We start from the raw sequence: 16,723 nt of genomic DNA, 5'->3' as shown, positions 1-16,723 counted from the left end.
GTGCAAGGGGGCAGACGGGGAGAGGAGTGCGGTGGCCACCGAGGACGAGACGGGTTTCCGCGACTTCGTGGTCCGGCAGCGCGCCGCCCTCCTGCGGACGGCGTACCTGCTGACGGGGGACGATGGTCATGCCGAGGACCTGGTGCAGACGGCGCTGCTGAAGACCTACCGGCACTGGGACCGCGTGGCCGGGCGGGGTGATCCGACGGCGTACGTCCGGCGGGTGCTCGTCACGACCGCCACCAGCTGGCGGCGGCGCCTCCTCTCGACGGAGCAGGTGATGGACGCCCTGCCCGAGCAGCCGCACCACGACCGCTACCCGGAGAGGAGCACCGTCGTGATCGAGGCCCTGCGGGCGCTGCCGCCACGGATGCGCGCCGTGGTGGTCCTGCGCTACTACGAGGACCAGAGCGAGGCGCAGACCGCGGAGCTGCTCGGCTGCTCCGTCGGCACCGTGAAGACCCAGGCGTCCCGGGCGATGGGCCGGCTGCGCGAGGCCTTGGCCGCCGACCCCGCCCTGCGCCCGACCGGAGGTGTGTCGTGAACGAGGACGAGCTGCGGGATCTGCTGCACGGCGCCGCCGGACGCGGGGGCACGGCGCTGCTGGACCACGACGCCGCGGTGGACGCCGTCGTGCGGACGGCCGCGGTGCATCGACGGCGGCGCTCCGTCTTCCTCGTGGCTGCGGCCTGCCTTGCGCTGATCGCCGTCGTCCTTCCCGCGGTCTGGCCGTCGGGACGCGCGGCCCCGGACGTGGACGTCGCCCAGGCCCAGGCCGCCGTCCTCGACTGGCCCACGCGGGGCTCGCTGGCCGACGACCCGTCGGCCCTCGACGCGGTGCGCCGTCTGGCCTGGACGACGCCCAGCGCGGCGCCCGCGGTCGAGGATCGGCAGGTCGCCTTCCTCGGTGACGTGGAGGGGAGCCGACGCGCGCTCGTCCTCGGGCGGGGCCCCGTCGACGACCAGGTGGCAGGCCAGTGGTTCACCGGCCCGGTGGGTGCCGACCCCGCGGCGCTGGTGGCGGACGGGCCCGCTGAACGGCTCGACGACGCCGCCTCCTCGGCGCACGTCCCCGCGCCGGGCGACGTGCTCCTCGTCCTCGTGACTCCGGGCGACGGCGTCGAGCTGTCACCCCGGGTGGAGGTCGGCGCCGACGGCTCGGTGCGCCGCGACTTCACCCCCCTGACCGTCACCGACGGCGTCGCGCTGACGTCCGTCGGACGGCCCACGGTCCACGGCAGCTCCGGCCTCTACCGGGTGGTCCGCGACGGCGGCGTCGTGGAGAGCCGGCCGGTGCCGGTGAGCTTCGCGACCGAGTTCGTATGGAGCCCGCCCGTGCTCACCCCGCTGGACCCCGACAGCGAGCCGCCGGTGCCCGAGGCCGTGGACCTGGCGCTCGAGGGCGTCCTCGCGCAGACCGGGCTGACGAGGGAGCAGGTGCAGCTCGACCTCCTGTTCTCCGGCGCCCTCCCGCAGGACGCGGGGGACGGGACCGTCGACGGCGTCGTCCTCGCGGTCACGCTGCCCGACGGGGCGGTCGTCGTCAGCCTGAGCTGGGCCGACATGCAGACCTCGGGTTCCGGCAGTGCCGGCTCCTGCGGCATGCAGGCGCACCCGGCCGGGACCGACCTGGCGACCGTGGCCGTCGCCGCCGAGTGCCGGCTGCAGGGTCCGGACGGCGGCGGGGAGCCGCTCCTCGTCCTGTACGGGCCGGGGACGCTCGACAGGCTCGAGGTCAGCGACCGGAACGGCACGGTGGCCGTGGAGATCGGGGAGGTCGGCGGGTTCGTGACTGCCCGCCCGGCGCCCGTGGACGGCGTGCTGCGGTCGTTCATCGCCGGTCAGCAATTCACCGAGCAGGCCGTCATCGGCGTCCGGCAGGACGAGATCGTGACCCTGGGCGGACGGGGGGCCGACTGACCGGAGCTCAGGGCAGGCGCCGGAGGAGGGCCCGGGCGGCGTCGACGGCCGCCGGGTCGATCGGCGGCTGGGCCGCCGCCGCGCGGAGCCAGGCCGACAGCGCCGGCGCGACGGCGGGGGAGAGGGCGGCGATCCACTCGGCCGTCCGGGCCCGCGCCTCGGCGACGTGCTCGGTGCCGCCGTCCTCGGCGTGGGCGACGACCTCCGGCCGACTGGCCAGGAGGCCCCCGCTGCCCCAGTCGCCGCCGGTGGTGCGGGCGGCGAGCGTCTCGAGCCGGTCGGCCGCCGCGCGCAGCAGGGTGGTGGGGTCCACGGCCGACATCCTGCCGGTCGGTTGTGGAGGGACAGCACGGGTAGGGCGCTCGCATGGACACGCCCACGCCCGAGCTGCAGACCATGTCGCTGGGTCTCTACGACGTCGTCCAGTTCGCGCTGCTCGGCGCCGGGTTCGCGCTGTTCGCGTACTTCGTCTACGCGTGGAACAGCAAGGACGAGGTGTCGGTCCGGTACCGGCCGTCGGCGCTGGCCGGGTTGTGCCTGGCCGGGGTCGCGGCGCTGGCCTACGCGCTGCTCTACCAGGACTGGGACAGCGGCTTCTCGCTCCAGGGCGAGGTGTACGTCCCGAACGAGGAGGCCCGGACCTCCGAGGCGACGCGGTACATCGACTGGTCGGTCACGGTCCCGCTGCTCACCGTGGAGCTGCTGGCAGTCTGCTCGGTGGCGGGTGCCGCGGCCCGCGCGCTGCGCTTCCGGACGATGGCCGCGGCGTTCCTCATGATCGTCACCGGCTACCTGGGGTCGCAGGTCCTGTCGGAGGGCCGCGACCGGACCGCGCTGGTGGTGTGGGGGCTCATCAGCACCGTCTTCTTCGTCTACCTGTACGTCGCCCTGATCGGCGCGGTGCGGAGGTCGCTGCCCACGATGGGTGCCGAGGCGGGAGCCAGCCTCCGGAACGCGGCCACGGTCCTGCTGGCCAGTTTCGGGGTCTATCCGCTGGTCTACGCCGTCCCGGTGTTCGCCGACGTCACCCCCGCCTGGTTCACGTCCATGCAGGTGGCGTACTCCGCGGCCGACGTCGTCGCCAAGGTCGGGTTCGGCGTCCTGGTGCACAAGGTGGCGAAGCTGCGCACCGCTGAGGACGTGGCCGCGGGGACCGACACCCACCACGAGCCCGTCTGGTCGAGCCACGTGCACAAGAGCGACGGCGTGCTGCCCGAGCTCCGCGGGGTGGCGCGCCCCGACGGGCACCGCGCGTGAGGCGTCAGGCCGGCTCCCGCCGCATCGGCACGTGCGGGATCCCGTCCTCGACGTAGCCCGGGCCGCTGAGCCGGAAGCCGAACCGCTCGTACCAGCCCTGCAGGTGGGCCTGCGCGCCGAGCGTGACGGGAAAGCCCTCGCAGAGCGCGATGCCCTCGTGCACCAGCCGGGCGGCGAGACCCTGGCCCCGAAAGCCGGCGGCGGTCGCCACCCGGCCGATCGCCCGCGTCGCACCGTCGTCCAGGACCCGGATGGTGGCGGCCACCTGGCCGTCGGACTCCAGCCACAGGTGCACGGTGGCCGGCTCGGTGTCGCGGCCGTCGAGCTCCGGGTACGGGCACTCCTGCTCGACCACGAAGACGTCCACGCGCAACCGGCACAGGGCGTACACCTCGAACGGAGTCAGCTCGGCGAACGGAGCCCGGCGGAGGGTGAACGGGTCGGCGGTGCTGGCGCTCATGCGGCAGTTGTAGCCGGTTGCTGCGGGGTGCCCGGAGTCGGGCACCCCGCAGGGCACGGTGGCCCACCCGCTGACGGGTCGCCCGGGGTCAGAGCCCCAAGGCGACCTTCGCCTGGTCGACCAGCTGGTAGTGCCCGACCGCCCAGAAGGCGACGCCGGCGGCAGCCAGCCCGCCCGCGGTGATGGCGGCGGAGGACACGGGGTGCTGCTTCGCGTGCCGCCAGGCGTCCTGCGCCTTGCGCTTGAAGACCGCGAAGAAGCGCGCGGCCCACTGGAACTCGCTGGACCAGATCCACAGACCCACGAGCACCGGTGGGATGGTGAGCGGGCCCGGCAGCGCGGTCAGCGCGATGCCGAGGAGCATGAAGAGCAGGCCCAGGACGAAGACGCCGATCCGCCAGGACAGCAGCAGCCCCGGATTGGCGTGCATCCGCTCCCGCAAGGAGCCCGGCTTCACCGGGCGCGGCTGACCGAGTCCGTCGGTGCAGTCGGGGCACCGGGTCGCCCCGGGGGAGTCCGACCGCGGATGGCCGACCGTCTGCGTCACGCGGTCCCAGTGCTCGATCGTCGGACGGTGATCAGGACGCCGACACGCCGCGGGCGACCTCGCTGGGCCGCTGCTGCTCGCCCGCGTAGGAGCTGATGGCCACGAGGGTGCCGGTCAGGGCCGGGATGACCCACTGCAGGGTGTCCAGCTGCTGCTGGGCGGCGGCCACGTCGGGGGCCAGGGCCTTGGTGCGGCGGCTCGGCTTCGTGCCACGCTTCGACGGCGGGTTCTCGGCCGACGAAACCCGCTGACCGAGCACCCGGCTGTAGGCCGTGGCCCCGAGCGCGGCGGCGGTGATCAGCGTCTTCAGGGTCGACATGCCGGCGACACCCTGCTGGGCGGCGACGCGGTCCTTGTTGGCGCGCAGCTGGCCGACGCTGCCGATGAGGTGGGCGCCGATGGCGGCCGCGTTCACCGGGGTCCAGCGGTCCCAGCCGGCGTTCGCGACGCGGCCGGTGGCGGCATCGGTGCCGGCCTCGGCGGCGGCGGCGTTCAGCGCGACGGCGTTGGCGAGCGTGCCGCCGAACCAGGCGGACAGGCCCAGGTCGTGCAGGGAACGGGAGAGGGTGTTGCGGGCCATGACGGAACTCCTCGGACGGGGTGGGGGACCCGTCCTCCCTACCCGCCGGCTCTCACCGCCACGCCCGTTGTGTGCAATCGAAGGCGGGGACTCACGTTCCGTAGCGCAACGCCGCCCGCTCCCGGGCCTTGGCGGCCTCCACCTCCCGGTCCTTGGGCGGCGCGGTGGTGACCAGCGCGTCGAGCAGTCGGGCGGACGCCTCGGCCACCTCTGCCACGGCGCGGTCGAACGCCTCGGCGTTGGCGCGCGACGGCTTCGTCGTCCCGCTGATCTTGCGGACGTACTGGAGCGCCGCCGCCTCGACCTCGTCGTGGGTCGCCGGCGGCTCGAAGTTGGACAGTGGGCGGATGTTCCGGCACATACCTGCAGCGTAGGAGCGCGGAGCCGTCGTGCCCAGCGTCCGTCAGGCGGTGAAGCCGACGCGGTCGACCTTGCGGTGGTAGCGCTCGCCGACCTTGCCGCCGATCATCGCGCCGAGCAGCGTGACGACCAGGATCGCGACCAGCGTGACGATCCCGGCGGTGGTGGCGGTGCCCTCGTCGATCGGGATGCGCGGCAGGTTCAGGTCCTGCAGCACGTTGTACTGGGCGCCGAGGATCGCGCCGAGCGCGGCGAGGACCAGGACCGCGACGAGGCCGATCAGCCAGACCGCGACACCCTGCCGGGCACCGTCGAACCGGGCCATCCGCCCGGCGACGTAGCCACCGGCGAGGTAGGCGAGGAACAGCACGGCGAGGACGGCGATGCCGCCACCGAGGCCGAGGGTCTCCGCCTGCTCGGCCGCCTCGTCGGCACTGTCGATGCCCTGGGCCAGGCCCAGGGCCACTCCGGCGGCGGACAGGAGGGCGATGAGCAGCACCGCCAGCCCGTTCGCCGACAGCCAGCCGAAGAACGCGGCACCCCCCTTGACCCCGCCGAAGGCCGCTCGCTGCGCGGCCACCGCGGCGCGCGGGTCGTGCCCGGTCGGCGCCGTGTCGGCGCGGGGGATCTGCTGGGTGGCGTCGTGCTGGGAGCCGTCGTGCCTCGTGGGTCCGGTTGCGGTCATGATGGGACTCCTTCGTGCCGGTCGAGCTGCGTGGATCCCCCTGCCGGAGGCCCGGATGACCCGTGCCGCGGAGCCCAAACGGGCACGTGGGACAGATAGCCCGGTCGGGCGACGCCGACCACCCGGACGGAGGACGTCGTGACGGTCCTGCTGGTCGACGCGGCGAACGTCGTCGGCTCCCGTCCCGACGGGTGGTGGCGGGACCGCCCGGGCGCGACCGGGCGCCTCCTGTCCCGCCTGGCCGCGCTGCCCGGCCGCACGCTGCCCGCGCCTGACGGCTCCCTCGTGCGGTGCGAACGCGTGGTCGCCGTGGTCGAGGGGCAGGCGCGGGACGTCCCCGCACCGGAGGGCGTCGAGGTGGAGCGCGCCGCCCGCAGCGGGGACGACGCGCTGTCCGACTGCGCCGCGCACCTGGTGGAGGCGGGCGTGCCGCTGCTCGTGGTCACGGCGGACCGCGGCCTGCGCGCCCGGCTGCCATCCGGGACGCAGGTGGCCGGGCCGGGCTGGCTGCTGGCGGCGCTCGACGAGACGGGTTGTGCACCACCCGCATGACCGCTGGTCAACCGGGTAGCGGGTCCTCGTGCCGACACCTACCGCTCCCGACGATCCGCAGCGCGTCCTCATCACCGGAGCCTCCAGCGGGATCGGTCGCGCGACCGCGGTGGAGCTGGCCGGTCGCGGGGCGTCCCTGGTGCTCGTCGCCCGCGGCCGCGAATCGCTCGAGGAGGCCGCCGCCGAGGCGCTGGCGGCCGGTGCCGCGGCAGCGCTGGTGCGCCCCGCCGATGTGACCGACGGCGACGCGCTGCAGGCCGCGGTCGACGACGCCGTCGCCGAGTTCGGTGGCCTGGACGCCGTCGTCCACGCCGCCCAGGTGATGGCCTACGGCCGCATCGAGGACGTGCCGAAGGACGTGTACGAGCAGGTCGTCGACGTGTCGCTGCACGGCACGGCGAACGTGGCCCGCGCGGTCCTCCCGCTGTTCCGGAAGCAGGGCGCGGGGCACCTCGTCGTCGTCAACTCGCTGCTCGGCAACATCGCCGCGCCCTTGATGGGCAGCTACGTCACCGCCAAGTGGGGTCAGCTCGGGCTCATCCGGGTGCTCCAGCAGGAGACGCGCGACGAGCCGGGCATCTCGGTCTCCGCCGTACAGCCCGGAGGAGTGGACACCCCCATCTACTTCCAGGGCGCGACGGTGACCGGCAGCACCGGCCGGCCGCCGCCGCCCGTCTACTCGCCGCAGCGGGTCGCCCGCGCCGTGCTGTCCACGCTGGACCGGCCACGACGGGTGGTGCAGGCCGGGCTTCTCAACCCGCTGATCACCGCCGGCTTCCGCCTGGTTCCCGGGGTCTTCGACTACCTCGTCGGCCCCTTGTTCAAGGTCATGGCGGTGGCCAACGACCAGGTGGCGCCGACCGAGGGGAACGTCTTCGAGTCCAAGCCGGCGGGCAACGCCACCGAGGGGCGCTGGCGCAGCATCTGACCGGCGGCGACGCCTACAGCGGCGTGACGTAGGCGCCGCTGATCCCGCCGTCGACGAGGAACTCCGACGCCGTGATGAACGACGAGTCGTCCGACGCCAGGAAGGCGACGGCGGCGGCGATCTCGTGCGGCTCGGCGAACCGGCCGACCGGGATGTGGACGAGGCGCCGCGCGGCCCGCTCGGGGTCCTTGGCGAAGAGCTCCTGGAGCAGCGGGGTGTTGACCGGCCCGGGGGAGAGGGCGTTGACGCGGATGCCCTCGCGCGCGAACTGGACGCCGAGCTCGCGCGACATCGCCAGCACGCCGCCCTTCGACGCCGTGTAGGAGATCTGCGACGTCGCCGCGCCCATGCGGGCCACGAAGGACGCGGTGTTGATGATCGAGCCGCGGCCGCGGGCCTGCATGTGCGGGATCGCGGCCTTGCAGCAGAGGTAGACCGAGGTCAGGTTCACCTCCTGCACGCGGCGCCAGGCGTCCAGCCCGGTGGTGAGGATCGAGTCGTCGTCCGGAGGCGAGATGCCTGCGTTGTTGAAGGCGATGTCCAGCCCGCCGAACGTGTCGACCGCGGCGGCGAACAGCGCGTCCACCTGCTCGGGCGAGGTCACGTCGACCTGCACGAACAGCCCGCCGACCTCGTCCGCGGCCGCCTTGCCGCTCTCGGGGTCGACGTCGCCGACGACGACGCGCGCACCCTCCGACGCGAACCGGCGGGCGGTCGCCAGCCCGATGCCGCTCGCCCCGCCGGTCACCACCGCCACCCGGTCGACCAGCCGCCGAACGGTCGCTTCTGCCACTGCATCACCTCTCGCTCCCGCGGAACGCTCCGCTCCTCGCTCGCTGGCGCTCGCTGCGATGCTCACGTCCCTGTCCACTCGCTCACTCCTCCGTCGCGATGAACACGTTCTTCTCGTCGGTGAACGAGTGCAGCGCGTCCGGCCCGAGCTCCCGGCCGAGGCCGGACTGCTTGAAGCCGCCGAACGGCGTGGAGTAGCGCACCGACGAGTTGCTGTTGACCGAGAGGTTCCCGGCCTCGATCCCGCGGGAGACGCGCAGGGCCCGTCCCAGGTCGCGGGTCCAGATGGAGCCGGACAGGCCGTACTCGCCCTCGTTGGCGATCCGCACGGCGTCGTCCTCGTCCTCGAAGGGGACGACGGCGACGACGGGTCCGAAGATCTCCTCGGTCACCGCGGGCGCCTGCGGGTCGACGGGCGCGAGCACCGTCGGCGGGAACCAGAAGCCGGGACCGTCCGGAGCGGTGCCGCGGAACGCCACCGGCGCGTCGTCGGGCACGTAGGCGGCGACCCGGTCCCACTGGCCGCGGCTGATCAGCGGGCCCATCTGCGCGGTGTCCAGCGACGGGTCCTCGACGCGGAACCCGGTGACCGCCGGCTCGAGCAGCTCCAGGAAGCGGTCGTAGGCCGAGCGCTGCACCAGGATGCGGGACCGGGCGCAGCAGTCCTGGCCGGCGTTGTCGAAGACGGCGCCCGGCGCGCTCGCGGCGGCCTTCTCCAGGTCGGCGTCGGCGAAGACGACGTTCGCGCTCTTGCCGCCGAGCTCGAGGGTCACCCGCTTCACCCGGTCGGCGCAGCCGCCCATCACGCCCTTGCCGACGGCGGTGGAGCCGGTGAAGACGATCTTGCGCACGTCCGGGTGGTCGACCAGCCGCTGCCCGACGACCGAGCCCTTGCCGGGCAGGACGGTGAACACGTCCTCGGGCAGTCCCGCCTCGAGTGCGAGCTCGGCCAGCCGCAGCGCGGTGAGCGGGGTCAGCTCGGCCGGCTTGAGGACGACGGTGTTCCCCGCCGCCAGCGCCGGGGCGAACGCCCAGCCGGCGATCGGCATCGGGAAGTTCCACGGCACGATCACGCCGACGACGCCGAGCGGCTCGTGGAAGGTGATGTCGACCCCGCCGGCCACCGGGATCTGCCGGCCGAACAGCCGCTCGGGTGCCGCGCTGTAGTAGGTCAGGACGTCGCGGACGTTGCCGGCCTCCCAGCGGGCGTTGCCGATGGTGTGGCCGGAGTTGCGCACCTCCAGCCGGGCGAGCTCCTCGACGTGCGCATCGACGACCTCGGCGAACCGGCGCAGCATCGCGCCGCGGTCGGCCGGGGCGACGTGCCGCCACGACTCGAAGGCTTTCCGCGCCCGGGCCACCGCCGCGTCGGTCTCCTCGACACCTGCCAGGGAGACGGTGGAGACGACCTCCTCGGTAGCCGGGTTGACGACGTCGAAGGACGTACTGCTCACAGTGCCTCCCGTTCGCTCCCGCGGGACGCTCCGCTCGTCGCTCGCTGGCGCTCGCTGCGATGCTCACGCCCCTGTCCGCTCACAGGCGCTCGAACCCCCGGAACCTCTCCCAGTCGGTGACCGCCCGCCCGAAGGCCGCCACCTCGACGGCGGCCATGTTGGCGTAGTGGTCGACCACGTCGTCGCCGAATGTACGGCGGGCGAAATCGCTCCCGCGCCACAGGCCCAGCGCCTCGGCCAGGCTCGTCGGGATGTGCTCGGCGTCGGGGTCCACGTAGGCGTTGCCCTCGAACGCGGGCTCCAGTTCCAGCTGCTCCTCGATGCCCGCCAGACCGGCGGCGATCACGGCCGCCGTCGCGAGGTAGGGGTTCACGTCGCCGCCCGGGATCCGGTTCTCCAGCCGGAGCGAGGCGCCGTGGCCGACCAGCCGGAAGGCGCAGGTGCGGTTGTCCCGGCCCCAGCGCAGCGCCGTCGGGGCGAAGGAGCCCTCGACGAACCGCTTGTAGGAGTTGATGTTCGGCGCCAGCAGCAGGGTGAGCTCGCGCATGTACCGGAGCTGGCCGGCGACGAAGGAGCGCCCGAGCGCGGACATCCCGTCGCCGTCGGCCATCACCAGGCCGCCGTCGGTGCCGCGGAAGCTGCAGTGGATGTGGCACGAGTTGCCCTCGCGGGCGTCGAACTTCGCCATGAAGGTCAGCGCCATGCCCTCCTGCGCGGCGATCTCCTTGGCGCCGTTCTTGTAGATCACGTGGCCGTCGCAGGTCCGGGTCGCCTCGTCGTAGAGGAAGGCGATCTCGTGCTGGCCGGGGTTGCACTCGCCCTTCGCCGACTCGACGACGAGCCCGGCGCCGGTCATGTCGTTGCGGATGCGCCGCAGCAGCGGCTCGATCCGAGCGGTGCCCAGGACGGAGTAGTCGACGTTGTACTGGTTGGCCGGCGTCAGGCCCCGGTAGCCGGCGTCCCAGGCCTGCTCGTAGGTGTTCCGGAAGACCAGGAACTCGAGCTCCGTGCCGACGAAGGCGGCCATCCCGGCCTCGGCGAGGCGCTCGGTCTGGCGGGCGAGCACCTGGCGCGGCGAGGCGACGACCGGGCTGCCGTCCTCCCAGCGGAGGTCGGCCAGCACCATCGCCGTGCCGGGGTTCCAGGGCACCGGGCGCAGCGTGGACAGGTCCGGCTGCATCACGAAGTCGCCGTAGCCGGTCGACCACGACGACATCGCGTAGCCCTCGACGGTGTTCATGTCGACGTCGACGGCGAGCAGGTAGTTGCACCCCTCGGTGGCGTGCTCGAGGACGACGTCCAGGAAGTACCGGGCGTGCAGCCGCTTGCCCTGCAGCCGGCCCTGCATGTCGGTGAACGCGACCAGGACGGTGTCGACGTCGCCGCGGTCGACCAGGTGCCGGAGGTCCTCGACGGACAGGACGGGGGAGTTCATGCAGACCTACTTCCGTCCGGTGGCCCCCGGTGCGCGGGCCAGAGGCCGGACAGTAGGCGCCCGCCGTCGCGCCCCACAAGCCGCGGACCGTCGACGTGACCTGCCCGTTTCCGTTCGGACACGGTCCCGCATCGGCCGGCGCGGAGGTGCTCCTCCCTCTTGACCTGTGGCGGGATGAGGTCGCACCCTGACCGGCCACCGAGTCAGCCGTTCCGGTCCCCAGGGAGACGCGCATGTCCGCACCCCAGCCCCGTGGCGCCTCGGGCGTCACCTACACCCATGCCGCGGAGGGCTACTTCGACAAGCGGGGGCTGACCCGGACGGCGGGCTTCTGGGGGCTGTGGGGGCTCGGGGTCGCGGCGGTCATCTCCGGTGACTTCTCCGGGTGGAACTTCGGCATCAGCGGGGCCGGCTGGGGCGGCTTCCTCATCGCCACGGCGATCGTCACGCTGATGTACGTCACCATGATCGCCAGCATCGGCGAGATGTCGGCGGCCATGCCGCACACCGGCGGCGCGTACTCGTTCGCCCGGTCGGCGATGGGCCCGTGGGGCGGGTTCGTCACCGGCCTGGCCGAGACCATCGAGTACGTCGCGACGACGGCGGTGATCGTCTACTTCTCCGCCTCGTACGCCGACAGCATCACCGACGAGCTGTTCGGGCTGTCCATGCCGAGCTGGGTGTGGTGGCTGATCCTGTACGCGGTCTTCCTGCTGCTGAACATCGCCGGCGCCGAGGTCTCGTTCCGCTTCGCCGTCGTCGTCGCGGTGCTCTCGCTGGCCGTCATCGTGCTGTTCGCCGTCATGGCGCTGTTCTCGGACGCGCTGGACTTCGGCAAGCTCCTCGACATCGAGCCGAGCGCCGGCAACAGCGACTTCCTGCCGTTCGGCTGGTGGGAGGTCGTGCTGGCGATGCCGTTCGCCATGTGGCTCTACCTCGGCATCGAGGAGCTGCCGCTGGCCGCCGAGGAGTCGCACATGCCGGCCCGCGACATCCCCCGTGCGGGCATGTGGGGCCTGGGCACGCTGATCGTGAGCGGCGGCCTGGTCCTGCTCCTGAACCCGGCCGTGGTCGGCTCCTCCGCGATCGGGGAGTCGGGCGAGCCGCTGCTCGACGGCTTCCGGGCGATCCTGCCCAACAGCGACGTCGCGGCGATCCTGTCGCTGTTCGCGTTGATCGGCCTGTTCGCCTCGCTGCAGGGGATCATGTACGCCTACGGGCGCAACATCTACTCGCTGAGCCGGGCGGGCTACTACCCGAAGGCGCTGTCGCTGACCGGCGCCCGCAAGACCCCCTGGATCGCGCTCGTGGTCGGTGCGGTCATCGGGATCATCGCGCTGATCCTGGTGGACACCGGCGGCGACACGGCCGGCGCGATCGTGCTGAACATCGCCGTCTGGGGCGCCGTCATCGCCTACCTGCTGCAGATGGTCGCCTTCGTGATGCTGCGCCGGAAGTTCCCGAACGCCGCCCGGCCCTACCGGAGCCCGTTCGGCATCGGGGGCGCCGTGTTCGCCGGCGCGATCGCGGCGCTGATCTTCGTCGGCGTCATGCTCAACGAGGACTACCGGGAGGCGATCATCGCCATCGCGGCCATCTACGTCGTCGCGCTCGTCGTCTTCGCAGCCTTCGGCCGGCACCGCCTGGTGCTCTCGCCGGAGGAGGAGTACGCGATGAGCGGCGGGTTGCACGGCGACCCGCAGGCCGAGGGCTACGGCGCCATCGACGTCGACGACATCGACCCGGAGGCGCGGTCGCGCACGAGCTGAGTCAGCAGGCGGCCACGTGCGCCGCGAACAGGCGGTGGTCGGTGCCTTCCTCGGGGTGCCACTGCACCCCGAGGCAGAACCGGCGCCCGGCCGCCTCGACGCCTTCGACGACGCCGTCCTCGGCCCACGCGGTCGGCGTCAGCCCCGGTGCGATGCGGTCGATGGCCTGGTGGTGGTGACAGGCCACGGGCGCCGTCGGTCCCAGCAGCCGGTGCAGTCGCGTACCGGGTTCGGTGCGCACCTCCCGCTGCTCGTACAGCCCCGGTCCGGGGTCGTGCGTCCCGGCACCCTCGACGTCGGGCAGGTGCTGCAGGAGGTCGCCGCCGAGGGCCACGTTGAGCAGCTGCATACCCCGGCAGATGGCCAGCAGGGGCAGGTCGCGGTCCAGCGCCGCCTCGAGGGCGACCAGCTCGGACTCGTCCCGTTCCGGCCGGACGACGGCCGTGTGCGGCCCGGCGGGCTGCCCGTAGCGTGCCGGGTCGACATCGGCGCCGCCGGCGACGACCAGTCCGTCGAGCCGGGCCACGACCTCGGCGCTGACCGCACCCGTCGGCAGGAGCACCGGCTCGCCGCCGGCCTGCGCGACGGCGTCGGCGTAGGAGGCCGGCAGCAGCACCGCGGGCACGTGCCAGGTTCCCCACTGCGCGAGCTCGCGGTAGGTGCTGATGCCGATCAACGGGCGCATGCGGCCAGTCTGCCCGCGAACGACCGGTGGCCGGGGGCGCAGGGTCCCTGTGCTCCCGGCCACCGGCGACGGTTCTCAGGTGCCGCGCGGTTCCTCGGGGTCGCGAGCCCGCCCGGTGCCGTCGCCGACGTGCCGCTCGACGGAGACGGCCGAGGTGAGCCCGTGGTGGGCGTGTGACGCCTCGATCTCGTGCGCGGCCTCGTCCAGCACGCTGGGGACGACCTTGCGGGGGAGGAACCGGCGGACCAGCGGCCAGAGCACGATCAGCGCGACGATGGCGTAGACGACGGTGCTCAACGGCGTGACCAGGCCGCTGACCTCACCGTTGCTGATCTGCAGCGCCTGGCGGAGCTTCTCCTCGGCGAACGGGCCGAGGATCACCCCGATGATCGCCGGCAGGACCGGCAGCCCGTACCGGCGCATCATGAAACCGAGCGCACCGATGGCCAGGAGCAGGAACAGGTCGAACGTGTTGGCGTTGGCCGCGTAGGCGCCGAGGCTGGAGAAGAACAGGATCCCGGCGTAGAGGTACGAGCGGGGGATCCTCAGCAGCTTCGCCCAGAGCGGCGCGAGGGGCAGGTTGAGCGCCAGCAGCACGGTGTTGCCGATGAAGAGGCTGGCGATCAAACCCCAGACGAGCTCCGGCTCGGTGTCGAACAGTCGCGGACCGGGCTCGATCCCGTAGCTCTGGATCGCGGCCAGCATGACCGCGGCGGTGGCGGTCGTCGGGATGCCCAGGGTGAGCATCGGTACGAGGCCACCCGCGGCCGAGGCGTTGTTGGTGGCCTCGGGTCCAGCCACGCCCTCGATGGCGCCCTTGCCGAACTCCTCCGGATGCTTGGACAGCCGCTTCTCGGTGACGTAGGAGAGGAAGGTCGGGATCTCCGCACCGCCGGCCGGGATCGCCCCGAACGGGAACCCGATGAACGTGCCGCGCAGCCAGGGCTTCCAGGACCGGCTGAAGTCGCTGCGGCTCATCCGCGGGCTGCCGACCGGGATGACGTCGATCGGTCTGCGGCGCAGGTGGGCCGCCGTCCAGAGGGCCTCGCCGACGGCGAACAGCCCGACGGCGACGACGACGACGTCGATGCCGTCGGCGAGCTCGGCGATCCCGAAGGTCAGCCGCTGCTGGCCGGAGGTCCGGTCGATGCCGATGAGACCGATCGTGAGACCCAGCCCGAGCGCGGCCAGCCCACGGACGCGGGAGCTGCCGAGGACCGACGTCACCGCGATGAAGGCCAGCACCATGATGGCGAAGAAGTCCGCGGGCGAGACCTCCACCGCCAGGTCGGCGACCGAGGGGGCCAGGAGCGCGAGGAGCAGGGTGGCGATGGTGCCGGCGACGAACGAGCCGATGGCCGCGGTGGCCAGCGCCTGCGCGGCCCGGCCGCTGCGGGCCATCTTGTTGCCCTCGATCGCCGTGACCACCGACGCGCTCTCACCGGGGGTGTTGAGCAGGATCGAGGTGGTCGAGCCGCCGTACATCCCGCCGTAGTAGATGCCGGCGAACATGATCAGCGCGCTGGTGACGTCCAGCCCCCGGGTGAGCGGCAGCAGCAGGGCGACCGTCATGGCCGGGCCGATGCCGGGCAGCACGCCGATCGCGGTGCCGAGGAGCACACCGATGAAGGCGTACAGCAGGTTCTGCGGGGTCAGCGCGGTGCCGAAGCCCTCGACCAGGGAGGTCAGCGCGTCCATCAGAGGATGCCCTTCAGGATGCCGACCGGGAGGATCACGTCGAGGCCGAAGGCGAACAGGTACCAGGAGCCGAACGACAGGACGAGGGCGATGACCGCGTCCCGGACGTAGTGCCGGCTGCCGAGCGCGAAGGCCGAGCCCCAGAACAGGATCGCGCCGGAGAAGGGCCAGCCGAGCGGCTCGATCAGCAGGGCGTTGGCGACGAACGCCGCCGCCAGCATCAGCACGGTGCGCCAGTCGCTGCTGCCCGTGAGCTCGACGTCCTCGCCGCCCTCCGGCTCGCCGCGACCACCCCGGAAGACGTCCACGGCGAGGAAGCAGGCGACGACGACGAGCAGGCCGCCCACGACGATCGGGATGGTGGCGGGGCCGACGGGTCCGCGGGCGATCCGGCTCTCCGGCAGGAGCAGCGCCTGGACGATGACGAGGATGCCGAGGGCCCCGAGGAACAGGGCCACTCCGTACTCGGAGCGGCCCTGCTCCCGGACGCCGCCGGGGGCGGCAGAACTCATGCCAGGCCCAGCTCGCTCATCACGGACTCGACCCGGGCGCTCTCCTCGTCGAGGAAGGCGCTGAAGTCGTCGCCGGTCATGAAGGCGTCGACCCAGCCCTGGTCCTCGAGCGTCGTGGTCCACGCGTCGCTGTCGTGCATCGCGGTGACCGCGTCGACCCACTTCTGGGTGTCCTCGTCGGAGATGCCGGGGGGCGCCACGATGCCGCGCCAGTTGGCGAACACCAGGTCGATGCCCTCGTCGGTCAGGGTCGGGGCGTCGAGGCCCTCGACGGCCTCCTCGCTGGTGACGGCGAGGACGCGGACGTCACCCGACGCCGCCGCCTCGGTGACCTCGCCGACGCCGGTGGCGGCGAAGGCGACGTCGCCGCCGAGGATGCCCGCCAGGAGCTCACCGCCGCCGTCGTACGCGACGTAGTTCACCGACGCCGGCTCCACGCCGACCTCCTGCGCGAGCAGCATCGGGGTCAGGTGGTCGGGTCCGCCCGGGTTGGAGGCGCCGCCGACCGGGGTGTTGCCCGGGTCGGCCTTCCACGCGGTGACGAGGTCGTCGATCGACTCGTAGGGCGAGTCGCCGGGGACGACGATCGCCTCGGCCTCCTCGATCAGCTTCGCGACCGGGGTCGTCTGGTCGAGGGTGGCCTCGGACTGGTTGCTGAACTGCGCGCCGACGACGCCGAGGCCCATCTGCATGAGGAGGTCGGCGTTGCCGTCCTCGTTCACCAGCCGCTGGAGGCCGACGGTGCCACCGGCACCCTCGAGGTTGAAGACCTCGATGCCCGTGGCCAGGTCCTGCTCCTCCATGACGCGGGCGGCCTCGCGGGCGGTGGTGTCGTACCCGCTGCCCGGCGAGTTCGGGACCATGAACCGGAGCCCGCTGATCGGACCGTCGTCGCCGCCTCCCGACGCCGAGCCGCCTTCGGCAGTGGTGCCGCAGCCGGTCAGCACGAGCCCAGCGGCAACGGCGCCGAGGGTGAGCTTCCGCAGGGAAGCAGTGCGCATCTTGTCCTCCTGTGTGTCCGGTGGGTCACCACCGCGTGAAGGCAAGATGGCAAGGGCCGCAGGGGGTGTCACCCTTGCGTGCGCAATG

Annotated in this window: 19 protein-coding genes; 6 read left to right on the top strand and 13 right to left on the bottom strand. The window is 72.9% G+C overall.

What is annotated here, in order from left to right; all coding sequences use genetic code 11:
- The first annotated feature begins 31 nt into the window (after positions 1-31).
- Positions 32-544, top strand: coding sequence for a SigE family RNA polymerase sigma factor (locus tag CRP30_RS11105; protein ID WP_097183956.1), 513 nt, complete (start codon positions 32-34; stop codon positions 542-544).
- Complete coding sequence (locus CRP30_RS11100) at positions 541-1,920, top strand: hypothetical protein (RefSeq protein WP_097183955.1); 1,380 nt, start codon at positions 541-543, stop codon at positions 1,918-1,920. Before CRP30_RS11105 ends, CRP30_RS11100 begins: the two co-directional genes overlap by 4 nt.
- 7 nt (positions 1,921-1,927) lie before the next feature.
- Here the strand turns inward: CRP30_RS11100 and CRP30_RS11095 are convergent, their stop codons facing one another.
- Positions 1,928-2,233, bottom strand: coding sequence for a hypothetical protein (locus tag CRP30_RS11095; protein ID WP_200814661.1), 306 nt, complete (start codon positions 2,231-2,233; stop codon positions 1,928-1,930).
- A gap of 53 nt (positions 2,234-2,286) precedes the next feature.
- Between CRP30_RS11095 and CRP30_RS11090 the strand changes: the two genes are divergently transcribed.
- Positions 2,287-3,177: a bacteriorhodopsin gene (locus CRP30_RS11090; RefSeq protein ID WP_097183953.1), complete on the top strand. Its 891-nt coding sequence runs from the start codon at positions 2,287-2,289 to the stop codon at positions 3,175-3,177.
- Positions 3,178-3,181: 4 nt separating this feature from the next.
- On the opposite strand, the gene CRP30_RS11085 is transcribed toward CRP30_RS11090, so the two are convergent.
- The 5 genes from CRP30_RS11085 to CRP30_RS11065 form a co-directional block, all read right to left on the bottom strand.
- Positions 3,182-3,637 (bottom strand): GNAT family N-acetyltransferase, encoded by a 456-nt coding sequence (locus CRP30_RS11085; RefSeq protein ID WP_097184135.1) that lies wholly within the window; start codon positions 3,635-3,637, stop codon positions 3,182-3,184.
- A gap of 88 nt (positions 3,638-3,725) precedes the next feature.
- On the bottom strand, positions 3,726-4,184 hold the full coding sequence (locus CRP30_RS23020; protein ID WP_097183952.1) for a PGPGW domain-containing protein: 459 nt from the start codon (positions 4,182-4,184) through the stop codon (positions 3,726-3,728).
- A 31-nt stretch (positions 4,185-4,215) separates the two neighbouring features.
- A complete protein-coding gene (locus tag CRP30_RS11075; RefSeq protein ID WP_097183951.1) occupies positions 4,216-4,764 on the bottom strand; it encodes a hypothetical protein in 549 nt (182 codons plus the stop codon).
- 91 nt (positions 4,765-4,855) lie between these two features.
- Entirely contained in the window at positions 4,856-5,125 is a 270-nt protein-coding gene (locus CRP30_RS11070) for a DUF2277 domain-containing protein (RefSeq protein WP_097183950.1), read from the bottom strand.
- A 42-nt stretch (positions 5,126-5,167) separates the two neighbouring features.
- Complete coding sequence (locus CRP30_RS11065; protein WP_235003324.1) at positions 5,168-5,809, bottom strand: hypothetical protein; 642 nt, start codon at positions 5,807-5,809, stop codon at positions 5,168-5,170.
- A 138-nt stretch (positions 5,810-5,947) separates the two neighbouring features.
- Between CRP30_RS11065 and CRP30_RS11060 the strand changes: the two genes are divergently transcribed.
- Together CRP30_RS11060 and CRP30_RS11055 are read left to right on the top strand one after the other, a co-directional pair.
- Positions 5,948-6,361, top strand: a complete 414-nt coding sequence (locus tag CRP30_RS11060) for a hypothetical protein (protein WP_097183949.1) — start codon at positions 5,948-5,950, stop codon at positions 6,359-6,361.
- A 28-nt stretch (positions 6,362-6,389) separates the two neighbouring features.
- The gene (locus CRP30_RS11055) at positions 6,390-7,289 is read left to right on the top strand and encodes an SDR family NAD(P)-dependent oxidoreductase (RefSeq protein ID WP_097183948.1); all 900 of its coding nucleotides are present in this window, start codon (positions 6,390-6,392) and stop codon (positions 7,287-7,289) included.
- Between the two features lie 13 nt (positions 7,290-7,302).
- On the opposite strand, the gene CRP30_RS11050 is transcribed toward CRP30_RS11055, so the two are convergent.
- The 3 genes from CRP30_RS11050 to CRP30_RS11040 form a co-directional block, all read right to left on the bottom strand.
- A complete protein-coding gene (locus tag CRP30_RS11050) occupies positions 7,303-8,082 on the bottom strand; it encodes a 3-oxoacyl-ACP reductase (RefSeq protein ID WP_097183947.1) in 780 nt (259 codons plus the stop codon).
- Between the two features lie 82 nt (positions 8,083-8,164).
- On the bottom strand, positions 8,165-9,535 hold the full coding sequence (locus CRP30_RS11045; protein ID WP_097183946.1) for an aldehyde dehydrogenase family protein: 1,371 nt from the start codon (positions 9,533-9,535) through the stop codon (positions 8,165-8,167).
- A 79-nt stretch (positions 9,536-9,614) separates the two neighbouring features.
- Complete coding sequence (locus tag CRP30_RS11040; protein ID WP_097183945.1) at positions 9,615-10,970, bottom strand: glutamine synthetase family protein; 1,356 nt, start codon at positions 10,968-10,970, stop codon at positions 9,615-9,617.
- 233 nt (positions 10,971-11,203) lie between these two features.
- Between CRP30_RS11040 and CRP30_RS11035 the strand changes: the two genes are divergently transcribed.
- Positions 11,204-12,739: an amino acid permease gene (locus CRP30_RS11035; protein ID WP_097183944.1), complete on the top strand. Its 1,536-nt coding sequence runs from the start codon at positions 11,204-11,206 to the stop codon at positions 12,737-12,739.
- A 1-nt stretch (position 12,740) separates the two neighbouring features.
- Here the strand turns inward: CRP30_RS11035 and CRP30_RS11030 are convergent, their stop codons facing one another.
- The 4 genes from CRP30_RS11030 to CRP30_RS11015 all read right to left on the bottom strand — a co-directional run bounded on the left by CRP30_RS11030 (position 12,741) and on the right by CRP30_RS11015 (position 16,635).
- A complete protein-coding gene (locus CRP30_RS11030) occupies positions 12,741-13,424 on the bottom strand; it encodes a gamma-glutamyl-gamma-aminobutyrate hydrolase family protein (RefSeq protein ID WP_097183943.1) in 684 nt (227 codons plus the stop codon).
- A gap of 75 nt (positions 13,425-13,499) precedes the next feature.
- Positions 13,500-15,122: a tripartite tricarboxylate transporter permease gene (locus CRP30_RS11025; protein WP_097183942.1), complete on the bottom strand. Its 1,623-nt coding sequence runs from the start codon at positions 15,120-15,122 to the stop codon at positions 13,500-13,502.
- Positions 15,122-15,634 (bottom strand): tripartite tricarboxylate transporter TctB family protein, encoded by a 513-nt coding sequence (locus CRP30_RS11020; protein ID WP_097183941.1) that lies wholly within the window; start codon positions 15,632-15,634, stop codon positions 15,122-15,124. Before CRP30_RS11020 ends, CRP30_RS11025 begins: the two co-directional genes overlap by 1 nt.
- Positions 15,631-16,635, bottom strand: a complete 1,005-nt coding sequence (locus tag CRP30_RS11015) for a Bug family tripartite tricarboxylate transporter substrate binding protein (protein WP_097183940.1) — start codon at positions 16,633-16,635, stop codon at positions 15,631-15,633. Before CRP30_RS11015 ends, CRP30_RS11020 begins: the two co-directional genes overlap by 4 nt.
- Positions 16,636-16,723 lie beyond the last annotated feature (88 nt).

This window comes from Blastococcus haudaquaticus (assembly GCF_900230285.1).
GTDB classification, from domain to species: domain Bacteria; phylum Actinomycetota; class Actinomycetes; order Mycobacteriales; family Geodermatophilaceae; genus Blastococcus_B; species Blastococcus_B haudaquaticus.
Note: the sequence above shows the minus strand (reverse complement) of the source record. Positions and strands in the feature narration are given on the sequence as shown.